Annotated in this window: 16 protein-coding genes and 1 riboswitch; of the genes, 8 read left to right on the plus strand and 8 right to left on the minus strand. The window is 72.4% G+C overall.

Going from position 1 to position 15,206, the window contains the following annotated elements:
* The first annotated feature begins 56 nt into the window (after window positions 1–56).
* Both ACIQU4_RS24035 and ACIQU4_RS24040 read left to right on the plus strand, forming a co-directional pair.
* On the plus strand, window positions 57–1,055 hold the full coding sequence (locus ACIQU4_RS24035; protein WP_403734238.1) for a 2-hydroxyacid dehydrogenase: 999 nt from the start codon (window positions 57–59) through the stop codon (window positions 1,053–1,055).
* 69 nt (window positions 1,056–1,124) lie between these two features.
* The gene (locus ACIQU4_RS24040) at window positions 1,125–1,409 is read left to right on the plus strand and encodes a hypothetical protein (protein ID WP_403734252.1); all 285 of its coding nucleotides are present in this window, start codon (window positions 1,125–1,127) and stop codon (window positions 1,407–1,409) included.
* A 53-nt stretch (window positions 1,410–1,462) separates the two neighbouring features.
* Here ACIQU4_RS24040 and ACIQU4_RS24045 read toward each other — a convergent pair whose 3' ends face one another.
* Window positions 1,463–3,370: an anthranilate synthase family protein gene (locus ACIQU4_RS24045; RefSeq protein ID WP_403734258.1), complete on the minus strand. Its 1,908-nt coding sequence runs from the start codon at window positions 3,368–3,370 to the stop codon at window positions 1,463–1,465.
* Between the two features lie 291 nt (window positions 3,371–3,661).
* On the opposite strand from ACIQU4_RS24045, the gene ACIQU4_RS24050 reads away from it, so the two are divergent.
* Entirely contained in the window at window positions 3,662–5,026 is a 1,365-nt protein-coding gene (locus ACIQU4_RS24050; RefSeq protein ID WP_384706323.1) for a class II 3-deoxy-7-phosphoheptulonate synthase, read from the plus strand.
* Between the two features lie 185 nt (window positions 5,027–5,211).
* A complete protein-coding gene (locus ACIQU4_RS24055; RefSeq protein WP_030863597.1) occupies window positions 5,212–5,451 on the plus strand; it encodes a bacterioferritin-associated ferredoxin in 240 nt (79 codons plus the stop codon).
* Window positions 5,452–5,490: 39 nt separating this feature from the next.
* Here the strand turns inward: ACIQU4_RS24055 and bfr are convergent, their stop codons facing one another.
* Window positions 5,491–5,970, minus strand: a complete 480-nt coding sequence (bfr, locus tag ACIQU4_RS24060; protein ID WP_030156056.1) for a bacterioferritin — start codon at window positions 5,968–5,970, stop codon at window positions 5,491–5,493.
* Window positions 5,971–6,172: 202 nt separating this feature from the next.
* On the opposite strand from bfr, the gene ACIQU4_RS24065 reads away from it, so the two are divergent.
* Window positions 6,173–6,805: a sulfite oxidase-like oxidoreductase gene (locus ACIQU4_RS24065; protein WP_403734263.1), complete on the plus strand. Its 633-nt coding sequence runs from the start codon at window positions 6,173–6,175 to the stop codon at window positions 6,803–6,805.
* 22 nt (window positions 6,806–6,827) lie between these two features.
* On the opposite strand, the gene ACIQU4_RS24070 is transcribed toward ACIQU4_RS24065, so the two are convergent.
* The 6 genes from ACIQU4_RS24070 to thiO all read right to left on the minus strand — a co-directional run bounded on the left by ACIQU4_RS24070 (window position 6,828) and on the right by thiO (window position 12,428).
* On the minus strand, window positions 6,828–7,247 hold the full coding sequence (locus tag ACIQU4_RS24070; protein ID WP_403734266.1) for a DUF4396 domain-containing protein: 420 nt from the start codon (window positions 7,245–7,247) through the stop codon (window positions 6,828–6,830).
* 20 nt (window positions 7,248–7,267) lie between these two features.
* A complete protein-coding gene (locus tag ACIQU4_RS24075) occupies window positions 7,268–8,137 on the minus strand; it encodes a deoxyribonuclease IV (RefSeq protein WP_403734269.1) in 870 nt (289 codons plus the stop codon).
* 4 nt (window positions 8,138–8,141) lie between these two features.
* Complete coding sequence (gene pknB / locus ACIQU4_RS24080; protein WP_403734272.1) at window positions 8,142–10,064, minus strand: Stk1 family PASTA domain-containing Ser/Thr kinase; 1,923 nt, start codon at window positions 10,062–10,064, stop codon at window positions 8,142–8,144.
* Between the two features lie 113 nt (window positions 10,065–10,177).
* Window positions 10,178–10,972, minus strand: coding sequence for a thiazole synthase (locus ACIQU4_RS24085; protein WP_403734275.1), 795 nt, complete (start codon window positions 10,970–10,972; stop codon window positions 10,178–10,180).
* Between the two features lie 5 nt (window positions 10,973–10,977).
* Complete coding sequence (gene thiS / locus ACIQU4_RS24090; protein WP_403734276.1) at window positions 10,978–11,178, minus strand: sulfur carrier protein ThiS; 201 nt, start codon at window positions 11,176–11,178, stop codon at window positions 10,978–10,980.
* A complete protein-coding gene (thiO, locus tag ACIQU4_RS24095) occupies window positions 11,175–12,428 on the minus strand; it encodes a glycine oxidase ThiO (protein ID WP_403734279.1) in 1,254 nt (417 codons plus the stop codon). The genes thiS and thiO overlap by 4 nt, the downstream gene beginning before the upstream one ends.
* Window positions 12,426–12,538, minus strand: a riboswitch (TPP riboswitch). Its footprint overlaps the gene before it by 3 nt.
* A gap of 104 nt (window positions 12,539–12,642) precedes the next feature.
* Between thiO and ACIQU4_RS24100 the strand changes: the two genes are divergently transcribed.
* From ACIQU4_RS24100 to thiE, 3 genes are all read left to right on the plus strand, one after another.
* Complete coding sequence (locus ACIQU4_RS24100; protein ID WP_403734280.1) at window positions 12,643–13,863, plus strand: NAD(P)/FAD-dependent oxidoreductase; 1,221 nt, start codon at window positions 12,643–12,645, stop codon at window positions 13,861–13,863.
* Window positions 13,864–13,954: 91 nt separating this feature from the next.
* Window positions 13,955–14,320 carry an Rv2175c family DNA-binding protein gene (locus tag ACIQU4_RS24105; protein WP_403734284.1) on the plus strand — a complete coding sequence of 122 codons (366 nt, stop codon included), beginning with the start codon at window positions 13,955–13,957 and terminating at the stop codon, window positions 14,318–14,320.
* A gap of 144 nt (window positions 14,321–14,464) precedes the next feature.
* Window positions 14,465–15,127, plus strand: coding sequence for a thiamine phosphate synthase (thiE, locus tag ACIQU4_RS24110; protein ID WP_403734287.1), 663 nt, complete (start codon window positions 14,465–14,467; stop codon window positions 15,125–15,127).
* Window positions 15,128–15,206 lie beyond the last annotated feature (79 nt).

The following is a 15,206-nucleotide window of genomic DNA, read 5'->3' on the forward strand; positions in this document are numbered from 1 at the left end:
GTAAAGTGACGAAACGACCCATGGTCCGTTTGGTTGTGCACAGCACGGGAGCGAACGTGGAAATCCTGGCATTCGGGGTGCAGGGCGACGAGAGGCCGCTGATCGAGAGGGCGTTCGCGGCCGCCGGACAGCACGAGGTGCGCTGCCTGGACGTCTTCCTCACCGAGGACACCGCCCCCATCGCGGCCGGGTACGAGGTCGTCTCGTCGAGCGTGAACGCGGACCTGGGCGGGCGGGTCCTGCGGACCCTGGCCGGGGGCGGGACGAGGATGATCGCCCAGCGCTCGACGGGCTTCAACAACATCGACCTGGACGTCGCCCGGCAGCTCGGCATGACGGTGAGCCGGGTGTCGTACTACTCCCCGTACTCCGTGGCCGAGTTCGCGTGGACCCTGGCGATGGCCGTGAACCGGCGGATCGTCCGGGCCTCGAACCGGACACGGGACTTCGACTTCCGGCTGAACGGGCTGATGGGCCGCGACATGCGCGGCCGTACGGTGGGGGTGCTCGGGACCGGCAGGATCGGCGAGGCGTTCACGCGGATCGCGCACGGGTTCGGCACGAACCTGCTGGGCTGGGACGTCGCGGAGAACCCGGCGTGCGTGGAGCTGGGCATGAAGTACGTGGACAAGGAGGAGCTGCTCACCTCGGCGGACCTGGTCAGCCTGCACGTACCGCTGCTGGAGTCGACGCACCACCTCATCGACGCGGCGGCGCTGCGGATGATGAAGGACGACGCGATCCTGGTGAACTCCAGCCGGGGCGGGCTGATCGACACGGATGCGCTGGTGTCGGAGCTGCGGGCGGGGCGGTTCGAGGGGGTGGGGCTGGACGTGTACGAGGCGGAGGCCGGGCTCTTCTTCCTGGACAAGTCGCTGGAGGCCGTCGAGGACGACACCATGGCGCGGCTGATCACGTTCCCGAACGTCGTGGTGACCTCGCACCAGGCGTACTACACGCACGATGCGGTGGGCCAGATCATCGAGACGACGGTCCGGAACGTGGCGGACTACGTGGCGGGGCGGAGGTCGGAGAACACGTTGGTCCCCGAGTGACGCGAGTTCGCCCCGAGTTCAGGCCGGGGCGATGCGCGCGGCGCGGGCGCATGGCCTAGATTCGCCCCCGTGGACATACCTTCCGCGGGCCGCTGGATCCTGCTCACCTTCGCCGCGATACAGCTCGTGCACGCCGTATGGGCCCTGCGGCCCGCGCTCCGTTCCCGGCCGGGGGAGCGGGTGGACCCGTGGCTGGAGTTCGCGGATCCGGCCGTCGGCGTACCGGTGGCGCTGGCACTGGCCTTCGGGAACCTCACGGCGTTCCTCGTCGGCATGGCGGTGCTCGGCCCGATCCTGGCCGCCCAGCTGGTACGGAGCTTCGCCGCCCGCCGCAAGAACCCCACCTCGGCATAACGGCTCCGGCTGTGCGGGGGCCGGGGACGGCCCCCGCACGGCGGGCCCGGGCTCTACGCCGGGGCGGCGGCGCGCAGGCCCGCCAGCAGCTCGTGCAGCAGCTGCGCGCCGCCCAGGGTGAGGATGGACTCCGGGTGGAACTGGACTCCCGCGAAGGTGGGGGCCCGGAGGGCGTGGACCTCCGCCGTCGCCGGGTCGCGGGAGATCTCCACGCCCTGGTCGGCCAGCCGGCCGGCCGCCTCGTCGGGGCAGTGCGCCGTGTACGTGTTGTAGAAGCCCACCACCTCCTCCCTGCCGAAGAAGTCGATCCGGGTCTGCGCCCCCTGCGCCGGCTCCGCCTTGCGGATCAGCGGCAGGCCCAGTTCGGCCGCCAGCAGCTCGTGGCCCAGGCAGACGCCGAGCAGGCCGTGCCGGTGTCCCGCGAGCAGTTCGCCGGCCAGCGCGCGCAGCATCCGCATCTTCGGGTCGGTGGTGTCCGCCGGGTTCCCCGGCCCCGGGCCCATGACGATCGGGCCGGTCCACGACAGGGCCGCCTCCCGCAGCCCGGGATCGTCGTAGCGGCGTACGGTCACCTCCAGCCCCGTCACCCGCAGCACGTGCGCCAGCATCGCCGTGAAGGTGTCCTCGCCGTCCACCACCAGGGCGTGGCCGGTCACGGCCGCCGGCCGCTCCTGCATCCGCAGCCAGAACGGGGCCAGGTCCGCCCGCCGGGCCGCCAGCGCCGCCTGGACCCGCGGGTCCTCCCCGAGCCGTGCCCCCTCGAAGGCCGCCCGCGGCGCCGCCGGGCGGACCCCGAGCGCCGCCAGCACCCCCGCGGCCTTCGCGTGCGTCTCCGCGACCTCGCCCGCCGGGTCCGAGTGCCGCACCAGCGTCGCGCCCACCGGCACCCGCAGCGCGCCGTCCGCCGCGATGTCCGCGGTCCGGATCAGGATCGGCGAGTCCAGCGTCTGGGAGCCCGAGGCGTCCACGCCCAGCAGGGCCAGCGCACCCGCGTAGTAGCCGCGCCCGCCCGCCTCGTACCGCTCGATCACCCGGCAGGCGTTCTGCACCGGCGATCCCGTCACCGTCGCCGCGAACATCGTCTCGCGCAGCACCTCCCGTACGTCCAGCGAGGACCGGCCGCGCAGCTCGTACTCGGTGTGCGCGAGGTGCGCCATCTCCTTCAGCCGCGGCCCGACGACGACCCCGCCCCGGTCGCCGACCGTGCACATCATCTTGAGCTCCTCGTCCACGACCATGGACAGCTCCTCGGTCTCCTTGCGGTCGCCGAGGAAGGCGAGGAGGGACTCGGCGGTCGGGCCCCCGGCCGGATAGCGGTACGTCCCGCTGATCGGGTTCATCACCACCGTGCCACCGGACATCCGTACGTGTACCTCCGGGCTGGCCCCGACCAGCGTGTTCTCCCCGGTGTGGACGACGTACGTCCAGTACGCGCCCCGCTCGCCCACCAGCAGCCGCCGGAACAGCGCGAGCGCGTCGGCCCGCCCGAAGCCGTCGATCCGGCCCTCGTACGTGCGCCGGATGACGAAGTTCGCCCCCTCGCCGCGGCCGATCTCGTCCCGGATCACGCGCTCGACGGTGGCCGCGTACTCCTCGTCGGGCACGTCGAAGCCGCCGTCCTCGACCCGCACCGGGTGGTCCGGCAGCGCGGCCAGCGCCTGCGCGAGGGGGATCTCGTACGCCTCCTCGGCGCTCAGCACGGCCAGCGGCGTGCCGTCGTCGCGTACGTCGAACCCGCGCTCGCGGATCTGCCGGAACGGCACGAGGGCGAGGGTGGGCAGCTCCCGTACGGGCAGCTCGGCGAGGCGCCCGGCCTCGTGCACCGGGCCGATCAGCACCTCGACGGTGTCGTGGTCGCGGCCGGGGGTCCGGCGGCGCAGCAGGGCGAACGGCGGGCAGGACTCGTCGTCGAGCAGGCGGCGGAGCGGGTCGGGCGTGCTGCTGGTGCTGGTGGGTTGCATGGGGTGGCGTCCTTCTCCGTGAAGCGGGGTGAAGGAGGAGCGGCCGGGCCCGGAAAACACCGAAGGCCGCCCCTCGGGCGGCCTTCGCGTCGTGCGTGTCAGTGGGTACGCGCGAGAAGTGGGCCGCCGGGAGCGGGCCACCACCAGTTCTGGTTCGAGTGCGCGTACATGCCGCCGACGATAGCCCACCCGTGAGCCCGCCTGCGAGCCCCCACGCGTCCCCGCGCGTCCGCAGAGACACCTGTCTCACGGAGTGGGCGCCGGGCTGGACGTGGCGCAAGACGCCGTAATGTGTACGAGGTGACCGTGAACGCTGAAACCCAAGCCCCCGCCGCCAAGGCGACCTGGCGAGACCTTCCCGCGGCGCAGCAGCCTTCGTACCCCGATGCCGAGGCACTGCGCGCTGTCGTCGCGGACCTCGAGTCGTATCCTCCGCTCGTTTTCGCGGGCGAGTGCGACCAGCTGCGCGCCCGTCTGGGAGCCGTCGCCAAGGGCGAGGCGTTCCTGCTGCAGGGCGGCGACTGCGCCGAGGCCTTCGACGCCGTGTCCGCCGACCACATCCGCGCCAAGCTGAAGACGCTGCTCCAGATGAGTGCCGTCCTGACGTACGCGGCCTCCGTGCCCGTCGTCAAGGTCGGACGCATCGCCGGCCAGTACTCCAAGCCGCGCTCCAAGGACACCGAGACCCGCGACGGCGTCACCCTGCCGACCTACCGCGGCGACTCCGTCAACGGCTTCGCCTTCACCGAAGAGGCCCGGATCCCGGACCCCGAGCGGCTGAAGCGCATGTACCACGCGTCCGCGTCGACGCTGAACCTGGTGCGCGCCTTCACCACCGGTGGTTACGCCGACCTGCGCCAGGTGCACGCCTGGAACCAGGACTTCGTGAAGTCCTCCCCCTCGGGGCAGCGCTACGAGCAGCTCGCGCGGGAGATCGACAACGCGCTGAACTTCATGAAGGCGTGCGGCACCGACCCGGCCGAGTTCAAGGCCGTCGAGTTCTACGCCTCCCACGAGGCGCTGCTGCTCGACTACGAGGGCGCGCTGACCCGTACGGACTCCCGCACCGGGAAGCTGTACGACACCTCCGGCCACATGGTCTGGGTCGGTGAGCGCACCCGCCAGCTGGACCACGCGCACATCGAGTTCTGCTCGCAGATCGCCAACCCGCTCGGCATCAAGCTCGGCCCGACCACCACCGTGGACGAGGCGCTGACGTACATCGACCGCCTGGACCCCGAGCGCGAGCCGGGCCGGCTGACCTTCGTCGTCCGCATGGGCGCCGACAAGGTCCGCGACAAGCTCCCCGAGCTGGTCGAGAAGGTCACGGCCTCGGGCGCGACCGTCGCCTGGGTCACCGACCCGATGCACGGCAACACCTTCGAGGCGGCCTCCGGCCACAAGACGCGCCGTTTCGACGACGTGCTCGACGAGGTCAAGGGCTTCTTCGAGGTCCACAAGGCCCTGGGTACCCACCCGGGCGGCATCCACGTCGAGCTCACCGGTGACGACGTCACCGAGTGCGTGGGCGGCGGCGACGAGATCTTCGTCGACGACCTGCACCAGCGCTACGAGACGGCCTGCGACCCGCGGCTCAACCGCAGCCAGTCCCTGGACCTGGCCTTCCTGGTCGCCGAGATGTACCGCGACCAGTAGGCGGATCAGTACGTAGGGCGGATCCCTCTGTAGATACGTACGACTGTGGGGCACGGATCGATGTGATCCGTGCCCCACAGTCGTTTCCAGGGCTTTTAGGTAGGCCTCACTTTAGGTACGGTTAGGTAAGCCTCACCGAATACGGGATGGCTGCAGAAGCCATTCCTGTCAGGGAGGTGAACCGCGTGTACGTCTGCTCTTGCTTCGGGATCACCGACAAGCAGGTCAAGGACCACGCGGCCGCCGGGGCCTGCACCCCTCGCCAGATCGCCTCGGTCACCAAGGCCGGCACCGACTGCGGATCCTGCGTACGCACCATCCAGGGCATCCTGGGCCGCGGGGCCTGCCCGCGCCGGGAGCTGCTGGAGAAGGGCAACGCGGCCGCCGTGCTGGCCGCCGACCCGGAGCTCGCGGAAGCCGCGTAAGGCCCGGGCGCGGGGGCTCGGCCGGGGTTCGGCCGGGGCTCAGCTCTCCGGCTGCTCGATCTGCTGCGCGATGTAGAGCGGCTCCCCGATGCTCTCGATGAGCTCCAGCTGGGTGTCGAGGTAGTCGATGTGGTGCTCCTCGTCCGCCAGGATGTCCTCGAAGAGCCGCGCCGAGGTCACGTCGCCCTTGCCGCGCATCACCTCGATCCCCCGCTTGAGGCGGTCGATGGCCTCGACCTCGACCTGCCGGTCCGCCTGGAACATCTCCGTCAGGGTCTGGCCGACCCGGACGTGGAAGAGCCGCTGGTAGTTCGGCAGCCCGTCCAGCATCAGGATGCGCTCGGTGATCTTGTCCGCGTGCTTCATCTCGTCGATGGACTCGGCACGGGTGTAGTGCGCGAGCTTCGTCCAACCCTTGTTGTCCTGGATCCGGTAGTGGAGCCAGTACTGGTTGATCGCCGTGAGCTCGCCGGTCAACTGCTCGTTCAGAAACTCGAGGACCTCGGGGTCGCCCTGCATCGCAGAGGCTCCTTCCAGGCAGTGTCAGCTACGTGACGGGGCTGGGGGTATCGCCCCAGCCGTGACTGGGGGAGTGCGCGCATCCTTGCACCGCCGCAGGGGGCCGTCCAGTAAGTGCCTCCTTAGTGTGAGTTGGCGTGACTTGCCCGTATAGGGGCATACCTGGTCGTGACCACCCTGCCGCGTCTGTCACCATGGAGGTATGGGTCAGCCGGAAAGCCGGGAATCTCCGGGAGCAGAGCAACTGGAGCTTCCTCCGGGGCAGCGGCTGCAGCGCGGCTGGCCGGTCACCCACTACGGCCCGGTCCCCAAGTTCAAGCCGGACCGGTGGGAGTTCCGCGTCTTCGGGGCCACCGCCGACGGTGAGAAGCGCTGCTGGAACCACGAGGAGTTCACGGCCCTGCCGTTCGAATCGGTCGTGGCGGACCTGCACTGCGTGACGAAGTTCAGCATGCCGGGCGCGGAGTGGGGCGGGGTCCTCGCCAGCGACATACTCGCCCTGGCACCGCCGTCGCCGCAGGTCACGCATGTGATGGTGTGGGCCGAGTACGGCTTCAGCTCCAATCTGCGGCTGGCTGACTTCGCCACCGACCGGACCGTCTTCGCCACCCACGAGGGCGGCGAACTGCTCACCGCCGAACACGGTTTCCCGGTGCGGCTCGTGGTGCCGCACCTGTACGCGTGGAAGGGCCCGAAGTGGGTCCGCGGCATCGAGTACATGACCGCCGACCGCCGCGGCTTCTGGGAGGAGCGCGGCTATCACAACATCGGCGACCCCTGGCGCGAGCAGCGCTACTCGTACCAGGAGGAGCCGGGGGACGGCCCCGAGCTGTAGGCCATGTCGTCCGGCGGGCCCGTCAGTGGTACTGGTGGACGACCGCGTGGCCCTTGCCACGGCCGATCAGCCATTTGTTGACCGGGGTCGTCACGACGAAGGCGAGCGCGAGCGAGATCGCCGGCGCGATCCAGAACAGCCCCTCCGAGAGGTGCGCGTCCATCGCTCCCGGCCAGAGCGCGATCACACCGTTGTCGATCAGCTCCATGACGGTAATCGAAAGGGTGTCCGCCGCCAGCGCCCCCCGGACGGCCGTACGCAGGTCCACGCCCGCGGCGAGGATCCCGCGCAGGGTGAGCGCGTAGCCGAAGAAGAACGCCAGGACGATCGCCAGGATCATCGTCGGAACGTTTCCCCAGCCCAGTGCCGTGCCGATGACCATGCCGAGCACCTCGCCGACGGCGCATCCGGTGAGGCAGTGGAGGGTGGCCTTGGCGGCCATGGCCCAGCTCGCCCTGTCCGTCAGTGAAGCCCGCGCAGTTCCTTCAGCAGGGCCACGTCCGCCGCGTGGCCCTCCTTCCCGCCCGGAGTTTCGGTGATCAGCGGGACGCCCGCCATCGCGGGGTGCGCGAACAGCTCGGCGAAGGCGTCCCGGCCGATGTGGCCCTGCCCGATGTTGGCGTGGCGGTCCTTGTGGGAGCCCACGCCCTCCTTCGAGTCGTTCGCGTGGATCAGCTTCAGCCGCCCCTCGCCCACCGTCTCCACCAGCAGGTCCAGCGTCTGTTTCGTCCCGCCCGGCTCCGCCAGATCGTGCCCGGCGGCGAAGACGTGGCAGGTGTCCAGGCAGATCCCGAGCTTCGGGTGGTGGTCGAGCGCCTCGAAGTACGGACCGAAGTCCCAGGTCCGCGAGCACAGCGAGGACCCCTGCCCGGCCGTGGACTCCAGCAGCAGGAACGGGTCGTCGTCGTGCGTCAGCTCGTCCAGCAGCGGCAGCATGTGCTCCCTGACCTGTGCGTACGCGGCCTCGCGCGGGCGCCCTCCGGTCGCCGAACCGGTGTGCACGACGACCCCGAGCGCGCCGATCTCCCGGCCGCGGCGCAGCGAGTGCCGCAGCGACTCCACCGACTTCTCGACGGTCGCCTCGGTGTGCGAGCCGAAGTTGATCAGGTACGGGGCGTGGACGTACGCCGGGATCGACTCCTGCGCGCACTGACTGCGGAACAGCTCGTCCTGCGCCGGGTTCCCCACCGGAGTGGCCCAGCCGCGCGGATTGGCGACGAAGACCTGGACGGCCTCGGCGCCCATCTCCCGCGCGTACGTCAGCCCCACCGAGGCGAGCCCGCCGGCGACGGGGACGTGCCCGCCCACAGGATTGCGCGTTTCCTGACCCATACCGCTACAGCCCCTTGGTCCGCAGGACGATCGTGCTGCCCTCGGGGGCGCTCTGGCCGCCCGGCACCGACTGGGCGTCCACCGTGTTGCTGAAGGACAGGAACGGCCGCTCCACCTTCACCTTGAAACCGGCCGCCTCCAGCGTCTTGCGGGCCACGTCCGCCTCCTGGCCGACCACGTTCGGCACCGGGATCTGCCGGGGGCCCTTGGACACGGTGAGCGTCACCGTGTCACCGGTCGCGGCCTGGGCGCCGGCGCCGATCGACTGGTTGGCGACCGTACCGGCCGGGAACGGCGAATTGACCTGCTCGGCGGCCGTCTCGACCTTGAGGCCGAGGTCCTGCAGGGCGGCCCGCGCCTGGTCCAGGGGGCGTCCGACCACGTTCGTCACCTGCACCGGCCGGCCCTTGCTGACCACGAGCGCGACCGCCGTGTCGGTCGACCGCTTCTGCCCGCCCTTCGGGTCCGTGGAGATCACCGAACCCTGGGCGATGTCCTGGCTGAACGCCTGCGTGACCATGCCGGGCGCCAGACCGCTCTTGGTCAGCTCGGCCTTGGCGTCCTCCAGCGGCCTGCCCGTCACGTCCGGTACGACGACGACCTCCGGGCCGCGCGAGACCGTGAGCACCACCGCGCCGTTGCCGCGGATGCGCTTGCCGCTCTCGGGGTCGGAGTTCATCACCGTCCCGCGGTCGAAGCTGTCGCTGAACTTACGGTCGACCCGCTTCACGCCGAGGCCGGCCGCGGACAGCTCGGACTTGGCCTGCGCCTCGGTCTTCCCGAGCAGATTGGGGACCTTGGTGAACTGGCCCGAGCCGATGTACCAGACCCCGGTGCCGATCCCGAGCGCGAGCAGCACACCGACGATGACGAGCAGCGTGCCGCGGCGCGGTCTGCGCGAGGCGGGTGCCCGGGTCTGGGAGTGGGCCGGCGCGGCCTCCGGGCGGTCGGGGCGCTCCAGCCGGGACGTCTGCTGTACGGGCGGCTGCGCCGCGAGGGGCCGCGGGATCACGCTGGTGCGGTCCTCGGTGGGGCTCCGGTCCTCGGCACGCGCCTGCGGCGGCACCGCGTCCAGCTCGGCGTCGCCGAGCAGCGCGCGGGCGTCGAGCACCAGCCCGAGCAGTCCGGCGGCGTCGGTGGGCCGCAGCTCCGGATCGCGGGCGGTGGCGTACGTGACGAGCTGGTCCAGGATGGCGGGCAGCCCCGGGACGGCGGCCGACGGGGGCGGCACGTCCTCGTGGAGGTGCTGGTAGAGCACCTGGGCGGGGGTGCCGCCGGTGTGCGGCTTGGAGCCGGTGAGCATCTCGTACAGGACGACACCGCAGGCGTAGACGTCCACGCGGGTGTCGGTGACGCCGTTCTCGATCTGCTCGGGGGCGAGGTAGGAGACGGTGCCGAGGACGGCGCCGGTCGTGCTGGTGACGGTGTCGACGCTGCGGACCAGGCCGAAGTCCGCGACCTTGACCCGGCCGTCGTCGCCGATCAGGACGTTCTCGGGCTTCATGTCGCGGTGCACGAACCCGGCGCGGTGGGCGGCACCCAGGGCGGCGAGGACCGGCTCCACGATGTCGAGGGCCGCGCGGGGCTGGAGCGCGCCGCGCTCGCGCAGCACGTCGCGCAGGGTGCAGCCGGAGACGTACTCCATGGCGAGGTACGTGTAGGGCCCGTCGGTTCCCTGGTCGAAGACGGCGACGACGTTGGGGTGCGCGAGGCGGGCGACGGACTTGGCCTCCCGGATGAAGCGGTCGACGAAGCCGGCGTCGGCGGCGAGCGCCGGGTGCATCACCTTGAGGGCGAGTACGCGGTCGAGGCGGGTGTCGACGGCCCGGTAGACCGTCGCCATGCCGCCGGCCGCGATGCGGGCGTCGACGCGGTAGCGGCCGTCGAGCGTCTGGCCGACGAGGGGGTCATCCAGGGTCGTATCCACCCGGCGATTCTACGAGCGTCTGCGCAGCGGCCGACCAGGGGCGGGTGCGGTTGCAGCGCAGCTGTGACGTGAGGGGAACGTACGAGCTCACGCGCGTGAGCTCGTACGCCCCCTCAGAACGCCGGGCGCTCCGGGTCCAGGGCGGCTCGGCCTCGGGCCGGGGACGAGGCCTCCGCGAAGCGGCGCTGGGGGATGCGGCCCGCCCGGTACGCCAGGCGGCCCGCCGAGACGGCGTCCCGCATGGCCGCCGCCATCAGGACCGGCGCCTGCGCCCGGGTCACCGCCGAGGCCAGCATCACCGCCGCGCAGCCCAGCTCCATCGCCAGCGCCACGTCCGAGGCCGTGCCCGCCCCCGCGTCCAGGATCACCGGAACCCCGGCACGCTCCGCGATCAGCTCGAAGTTGTGCGGGTTCCGGATGCCCATCCCGGAGCCGATCGGGGACCCCAGCGGCATGATCGCCGCGCAGCCCACGTCCTCCAGCTTGCGCGCCAGCACCGGGTCGTCGTTCGTGTACGGCAGGACCGTGAAGCCCTCGTCCACCAGCGTCTCCGCCGCGTCCAGCAGCTCCACCCCGTCCGGCAGCAGGGTCCGCTCGTCGGCCACGACCTCCAGCTTGATCCAGTCCGTGCCCAGCGCCTCCCGCGCGAGGCGCGCCGTCAGCACCGCCTCGCCCGCCGTGAAGCACCCGGCGGTGTTCGGCAGCACCGCGATCCCCAGCCGGGTCAGCACCGACAGGACCGAGCCCTGGACCGTCGGGTCCAGCCGCCGCATCGCCACCGTCGTGAGCTCCGTACCGGACGCGATCAGCGCCCGTTCCAGGACGTCCAGGCTCGGCGCCCCGCCCGTCCCCATGATCAGACGGGACGAGAAGGTCCGGCCGCCCAGTACGAAAGCGTCGTCCGCCATCGCGCTCAGCCTCCCTGTACCGCGGTGAGGACCTCGACCCGGTCGCCCTCGCCGACCGGCGTGAGCGGCCACTGCCCGCGCGGGACCACGGTCTCGTTCAGTGCGGCCGCGACGCCGGACGGCGCCGCGGTCAGGGTGGCGACCACCGCGTCGAGCGTGGTGCCGGCCGCGATGTCGCGCGGCTCGCCGTTGACGGAGATGGTCATGCGTACGACTCCTGACGTGCGGCGGAGAACCGGCGCGGGGTGAACGGTCGGGCGATCTCCGGCAGCGTGCCGGTGGTCAGCAGCTCCGCCATCACGTCGCCGGTGAGCGGGGTCAGCAGCACCCCGTTGCGGTAGTGCCCGGTGGCCAGGTGCAGGCCGGGCAGGTCGGTCGGGCCGAGCAGCGGGGCGTTGTCCGGGGACCCGGGCCGCAGTCCGGCCCGGGTCTCGGTCAGCGGCAGTTCGGTGATGCCGGGCACCAACTCGTGCGCATCGCGCAGGAGCTCGTACACCCCGCCGGCAGTGACCGTGGTGTCCCAGCCGAGTTCCTCGCTGGTGGCCCCGATGACGAGCTCGCCGTTCTCGCGCGGCACCAGGTACACGTGGCTGCCGCGGACCACCGCCCGTACCGTCCGCGACAGGAACGGCGCGTATGCCGCCGGCACCGCGAGCCGCAGCACCTGCCCCTTCACCGGCCGTACCGGAGGCAGCACCTGCGCCGGTACGCCGGCCAGCCGGCCGCTGAGCGAGCCCGCGGCCAGGACCACCTGGTCGGCGCGCAGCTCCGTACCGTCGTCGAGCCGTGCGCCGACGGCTCGGTCGGCGGCGGTCAGCAGCCGTTCCGCGGCCGTCCGGCGGATCTCCACGCCGGCGCCCTCGCAGGCGGCCAGCAGCGCGGCCGCCAGCCGGCGCGGATCGACCTGGTGGTCGCCGTCCACGCGCAGCCCGCCCCGCACGCCGGGAGCCAGCATCGGCTCCAGGCGGCGGCACTCGCGGCCGGTGAGCCATTCGGACTCCAGACCGCAGCGGCGCTGGAGGGCGTGCAGTTCGCGCAGGTGCAGCCGGTCGTCGGCGTCGAGGGCCACGGCGAGGGTGCCGCAGGCGCGGTAGCCGATGTCCATCCCGCCGCTGGCCTCGGCCAGCTCGGCGGCGAACTCGGGGTAGCGGGCGGCCGAGGCGACGTTGAGGCCCAGCAGGGTCTCCTCGCCGTAGTGCAGCTCCGTGACGGCGGCGAGCATGCCGGCCGCGACCTGTGCGGCGCCGCCGCCGGGCGCCGGATCGGCGAGTACGGTCCGCAGCCCGCGCCGGGCCGCCCGCCAGGCGGTGACCAGGCCGATGATCCCGCCCCCGATGACGAGGACGTCGGATCCCGTGGCCCCTGTGGACCTCGTGGCCCGTGTGGCCGCTGTGGACCCTGTGGACCCTGTGGACCCTGGGGATCCCGCTTCGGATCCCTTCCGAGATGAGTGCATGGGCGTCCAGCCCCTCCCTTCGCCGGCATGACCCGGATCAGGTTCGTACGGTCGGAGGCCGCTCAGCCTCCCTCTCAGCCCGGTCCGCCCGGACTCCCGCGATAGGTACGGGCGCCAGCCTAACCCCGGCGCCGGGGGCGGGTAAGGCTGCCTCCCCGGCCGCCGCGCCGGGCCGCTGTTCCTGACGAAGCGTCAGATCGCTAGGGTGGGCGGTGTGAGCGAGCAGACGGAACAGACTCAGAGCGGCGTCGTCATCGTCGGCGCCGGAATGGCCGGGGTGCAGACCGCGGTCGCGCTGCGGGAGCAGGGGTGGCGCGGTCCCGTGACCCTGCTGGGCGCCGAGCCCCACCAGCCCTACGACCGGCCGCCGCTGTCGAAGGCGGTGCTGCTCGGCAAGGCCGAGGACTCCGCGTTCGACGTGGACTTCGAGGGGCTCGGCGTCGTGCTCCGGCTAGGGGTGGAGGTCACCGGGCTGCGGGCCGCCGAGCGCGAGCTGGACACCGAGGCGGGGCCGGTCCCGTACGAGGTGCTCGTCCTGGCGACCGGCGCCGAACCGCTGACCCTGCCCGGGTCCGAGGGCGTCCAAGGCGTGCACCTGCTGCGCACCCTGGACGACGCGGCCCGGCTGCGGCCGGTGCTGGCCCGGACCCCGGCGACCGTGGTGGTCGGGGCGGGCTGGATCGGCGCCGAGTTCGCCACCGCGGCGCGCACGGCGGGCTGCGCGGTGACGGTGGTCGAGGCGGCGGACCGGGTGCTGGCCGGGGCGCTGCCCGCGGAGGTCGCGGCCCCCATGGCCCACTGGTACGAGGAGGCCGGGGCCGCCCTGCTGACCGGGGCCAGGGTCTCCTCGGTGGAGTCCGGGCGGGTCCTGCTCGCGGACGGGCGGGAGCTGCCCGCGGGCGCGGTGGTGGTGGGCATCGGGGCCCGGCCGGCGACCCGGTGGCTGGCGGACTCGGGGGTCGAGCTCGGGCCGGACGGCGCGGTCGTGGCGGACGAGTACCTGCGCACCTCCCTGCCCGGGGTGTACGCGGTCGGCGACTGCGCGTCGTTCCCGTCGGCCCGCTACGGGGCGCGGCTGCTGGTGCACCACTGGGACAACGCCCTGCAGGGGCCGCGGGTGGTCGCGGCGAACATCGTGGCGGGGACCGCGGCGCAGGTCTACGACCCGGTGCCGTACTTCTGGTCGGAGCAGTTCGGGCGCTTCGTGCAGTACGCGGGGCACCACGCGGGCGCCGACGAGCTGCTGTGGCGCGGGGACCCCGCCGAGGCGGCGTGGTCGGTGTGCTGGCTCCGGGACGGGGCGCTGGCCGCGGTCCTGGCGGTGGGCCGGCCGCGCGACCTGGCGCAGGGGCGGAAGCTGATCGAGACGGGGGCCCCGGTGGATCCGGCCAAGGTCGCCGATCCCGCGGTCCCGCTGAAATCGGCGCTGGTCTAGCACCGTACGAGCCGGGTGCGGAGGAGGTCCGGGGGCCCGGACGGGTCGGCTCGGGTACCGGGTGTCGGTCCGAGGTGGCAGGCTTGTCCCCGTGACCGAGATTGACGCAAAGATCGATGCCCTTGTCCCCGCCTGGCTGTACGTCCCCGACATCGCCGAGATGCTCGACATCGAAGTGACCCGGGTCCGCCAGCTGGTCAAGGAAGGTCAGCTGATCGCCGTACGCCGGGGCGAGAACCGTTCGCTCCAGGTGCCCGCCCCCTTCATCGACGGCGACAAGATCGTCAAGGGCCTGGTCGGCCTGCTGACCGTGCTCCGCGACGACGGCTTCTCCGACCAGGAGATCCTGGAGTGGCTGTTCACCCCGGACCCGACCCTGCCCGGCACCCCCGTCCAGGCGCTGAGCGAGAATCGCGGCACGGAGGTGAAGCGCCGCGCTCAGGCGCTCGCCCTCTGACCCGAGCGACCCGAGCGACCCGAGCGACCCGAGCACCGGAGCGCCGGAGCACCCCGGCGGCCCGGGTGATCCGAGCCGCCTGATCCATCCGCGGTGCGCGGGCTCTGGACGGCCCGTGCACCGCATCCACCCCGGGGGGTACCCATGTCCGCGAACGTGTCCGCGAGCGCCCAGCTGTCCGACGCCCGGCTCTACCTGTGCACGGACGCCCGCAAGCGGCAGGGGGACCTCCCCGAGTTCCTCGACGCGGTCCTGGCCGGCGGCGTGGACATCGTCCAGCTCCGGGACAAGGGCATGGAGGCCGGCGAGGAGCTCGAACACCTCCAGGTGTTCGCCGACGCCGCGCGCCGCCACGGCCGGCTCCTCGCCGTGAACGACCGCGCCGACGTCGCCCACGCCATCGGCTCCGACGTGCTGCACCTGGGCCAGGGCGACATCCCGGTGCCCGCCGCCCGCGCGATCCTCGGCGAGTCCGTCCTGATCGGCCGGTCCTGCCACGCCGAGTCCGAGGTCGACGCCGCCGTCGCCGAGCCGGGTGTGGACTACTTCTGCACCGGCCCCTGCTGGCCCACCCCCACCAAGCCCGGCCGGTACGCCCCCGGCCTCGACCTCGTCCGGTACACGGCCTCGCTGGCCCCCGCCCGCCCCTGGTTCGCCATCGGCGGCATCGACGCCGGCAACCTCGACGAGGTCCTCGACGCCGGAGCCACCCGCATCGTGGTCGTCCGCGCGCTGACCGAGGCCCCGGACCCGGGCGCGGCCGCCGCCGACCTGGCCAAGCGGGTCCGCGAGCGCGTTTCCGCCTAAGTCTTCTCGGGGCGCCCGTGCAGGTGTCCAAAAACGTGTCCAAAAGGCGGACACGGCTTCGGCGTCCGCGAAGGCGCGT

The organism is Streptomyces sp. NPDC090741 (assembly GCF_044769045.1).
Taxonomy (GTDB): domain Bacteria; phylum Actinomycetota; class Actinomycetes; order Streptomycetales; family Streptomycetaceae; genus Streptomyces.

What these genes read in the sequence shown, in the direction of transcription:
- thiO (WP_403734279.1), bottom strand. Translation starts at nt 12,428, where the DNA reads ATGCACTCATCTCGGAAGGGATCCGAAGCGGGATCCCCAGGGTCCACA.
- thiS (WP_403734276.1), bottom strand. Translation starts at nt 11,178, where the DNA reads ATGACCATCTCCGTCAACGGCGAGCCGCGCGACATCGCGGCCGGCACC.
- ACIQU4_RS24065 (WP_403734263.1), top strand. Translation starts at nt 6,173, where the DNA reads ATGGGTCAGCCGGAAAGCCGGGAATCTCCGGGAGCAGAGCAACTGGAG.
- bfr (WP_030156056.1), bottom strand. Translation starts at nt 5,970, where the DNA reads ATGCAGGGCGACCCCGAGGTCCTCGAGTTTCTGAACGAGCAGTTGACC.
- thiE (WP_403734287.1), top strand. Translation starts at nt 14,465, where the DNA reads ATGTCCGCGAACGTGTCCGCGAGCGCCCAGCTGTCCGACGCCCGGCTC.
- ACIQU4_RS24070 (WP_403734266.1), bottom strand. Translation starts at nt 7,247, where the DNA reads ATGGCCGCCAAGGCCACCCTCCACTGCCTCACCGGATGCGCCGTCGGC.
- ACIQU4_RS24045 (WP_403734258.1), bottom strand. Translation starts at nt 3,370, where the DNA reads ATGCAACCCACCAGCACCAGCAGCACGCCCGACCCGCTCCGCCGCCTG.
- ACIQU4_RS24085 (WP_403734275.1), bottom strand. Translation starts at nt 10,972, where the DNA reads ATGGCGGACGACGCTTTCGTACTGGGCGGCCGGACCTTCTCGTCCCGT.
- ACIQU4_RS24075 (WP_403734269.1), bottom strand. Translation starts at nt 8,137, where the DNA reads ATGGGTCAGGAAACGCGCAATCCTGTGGGCGGGCACGTCCCCGTCGCC.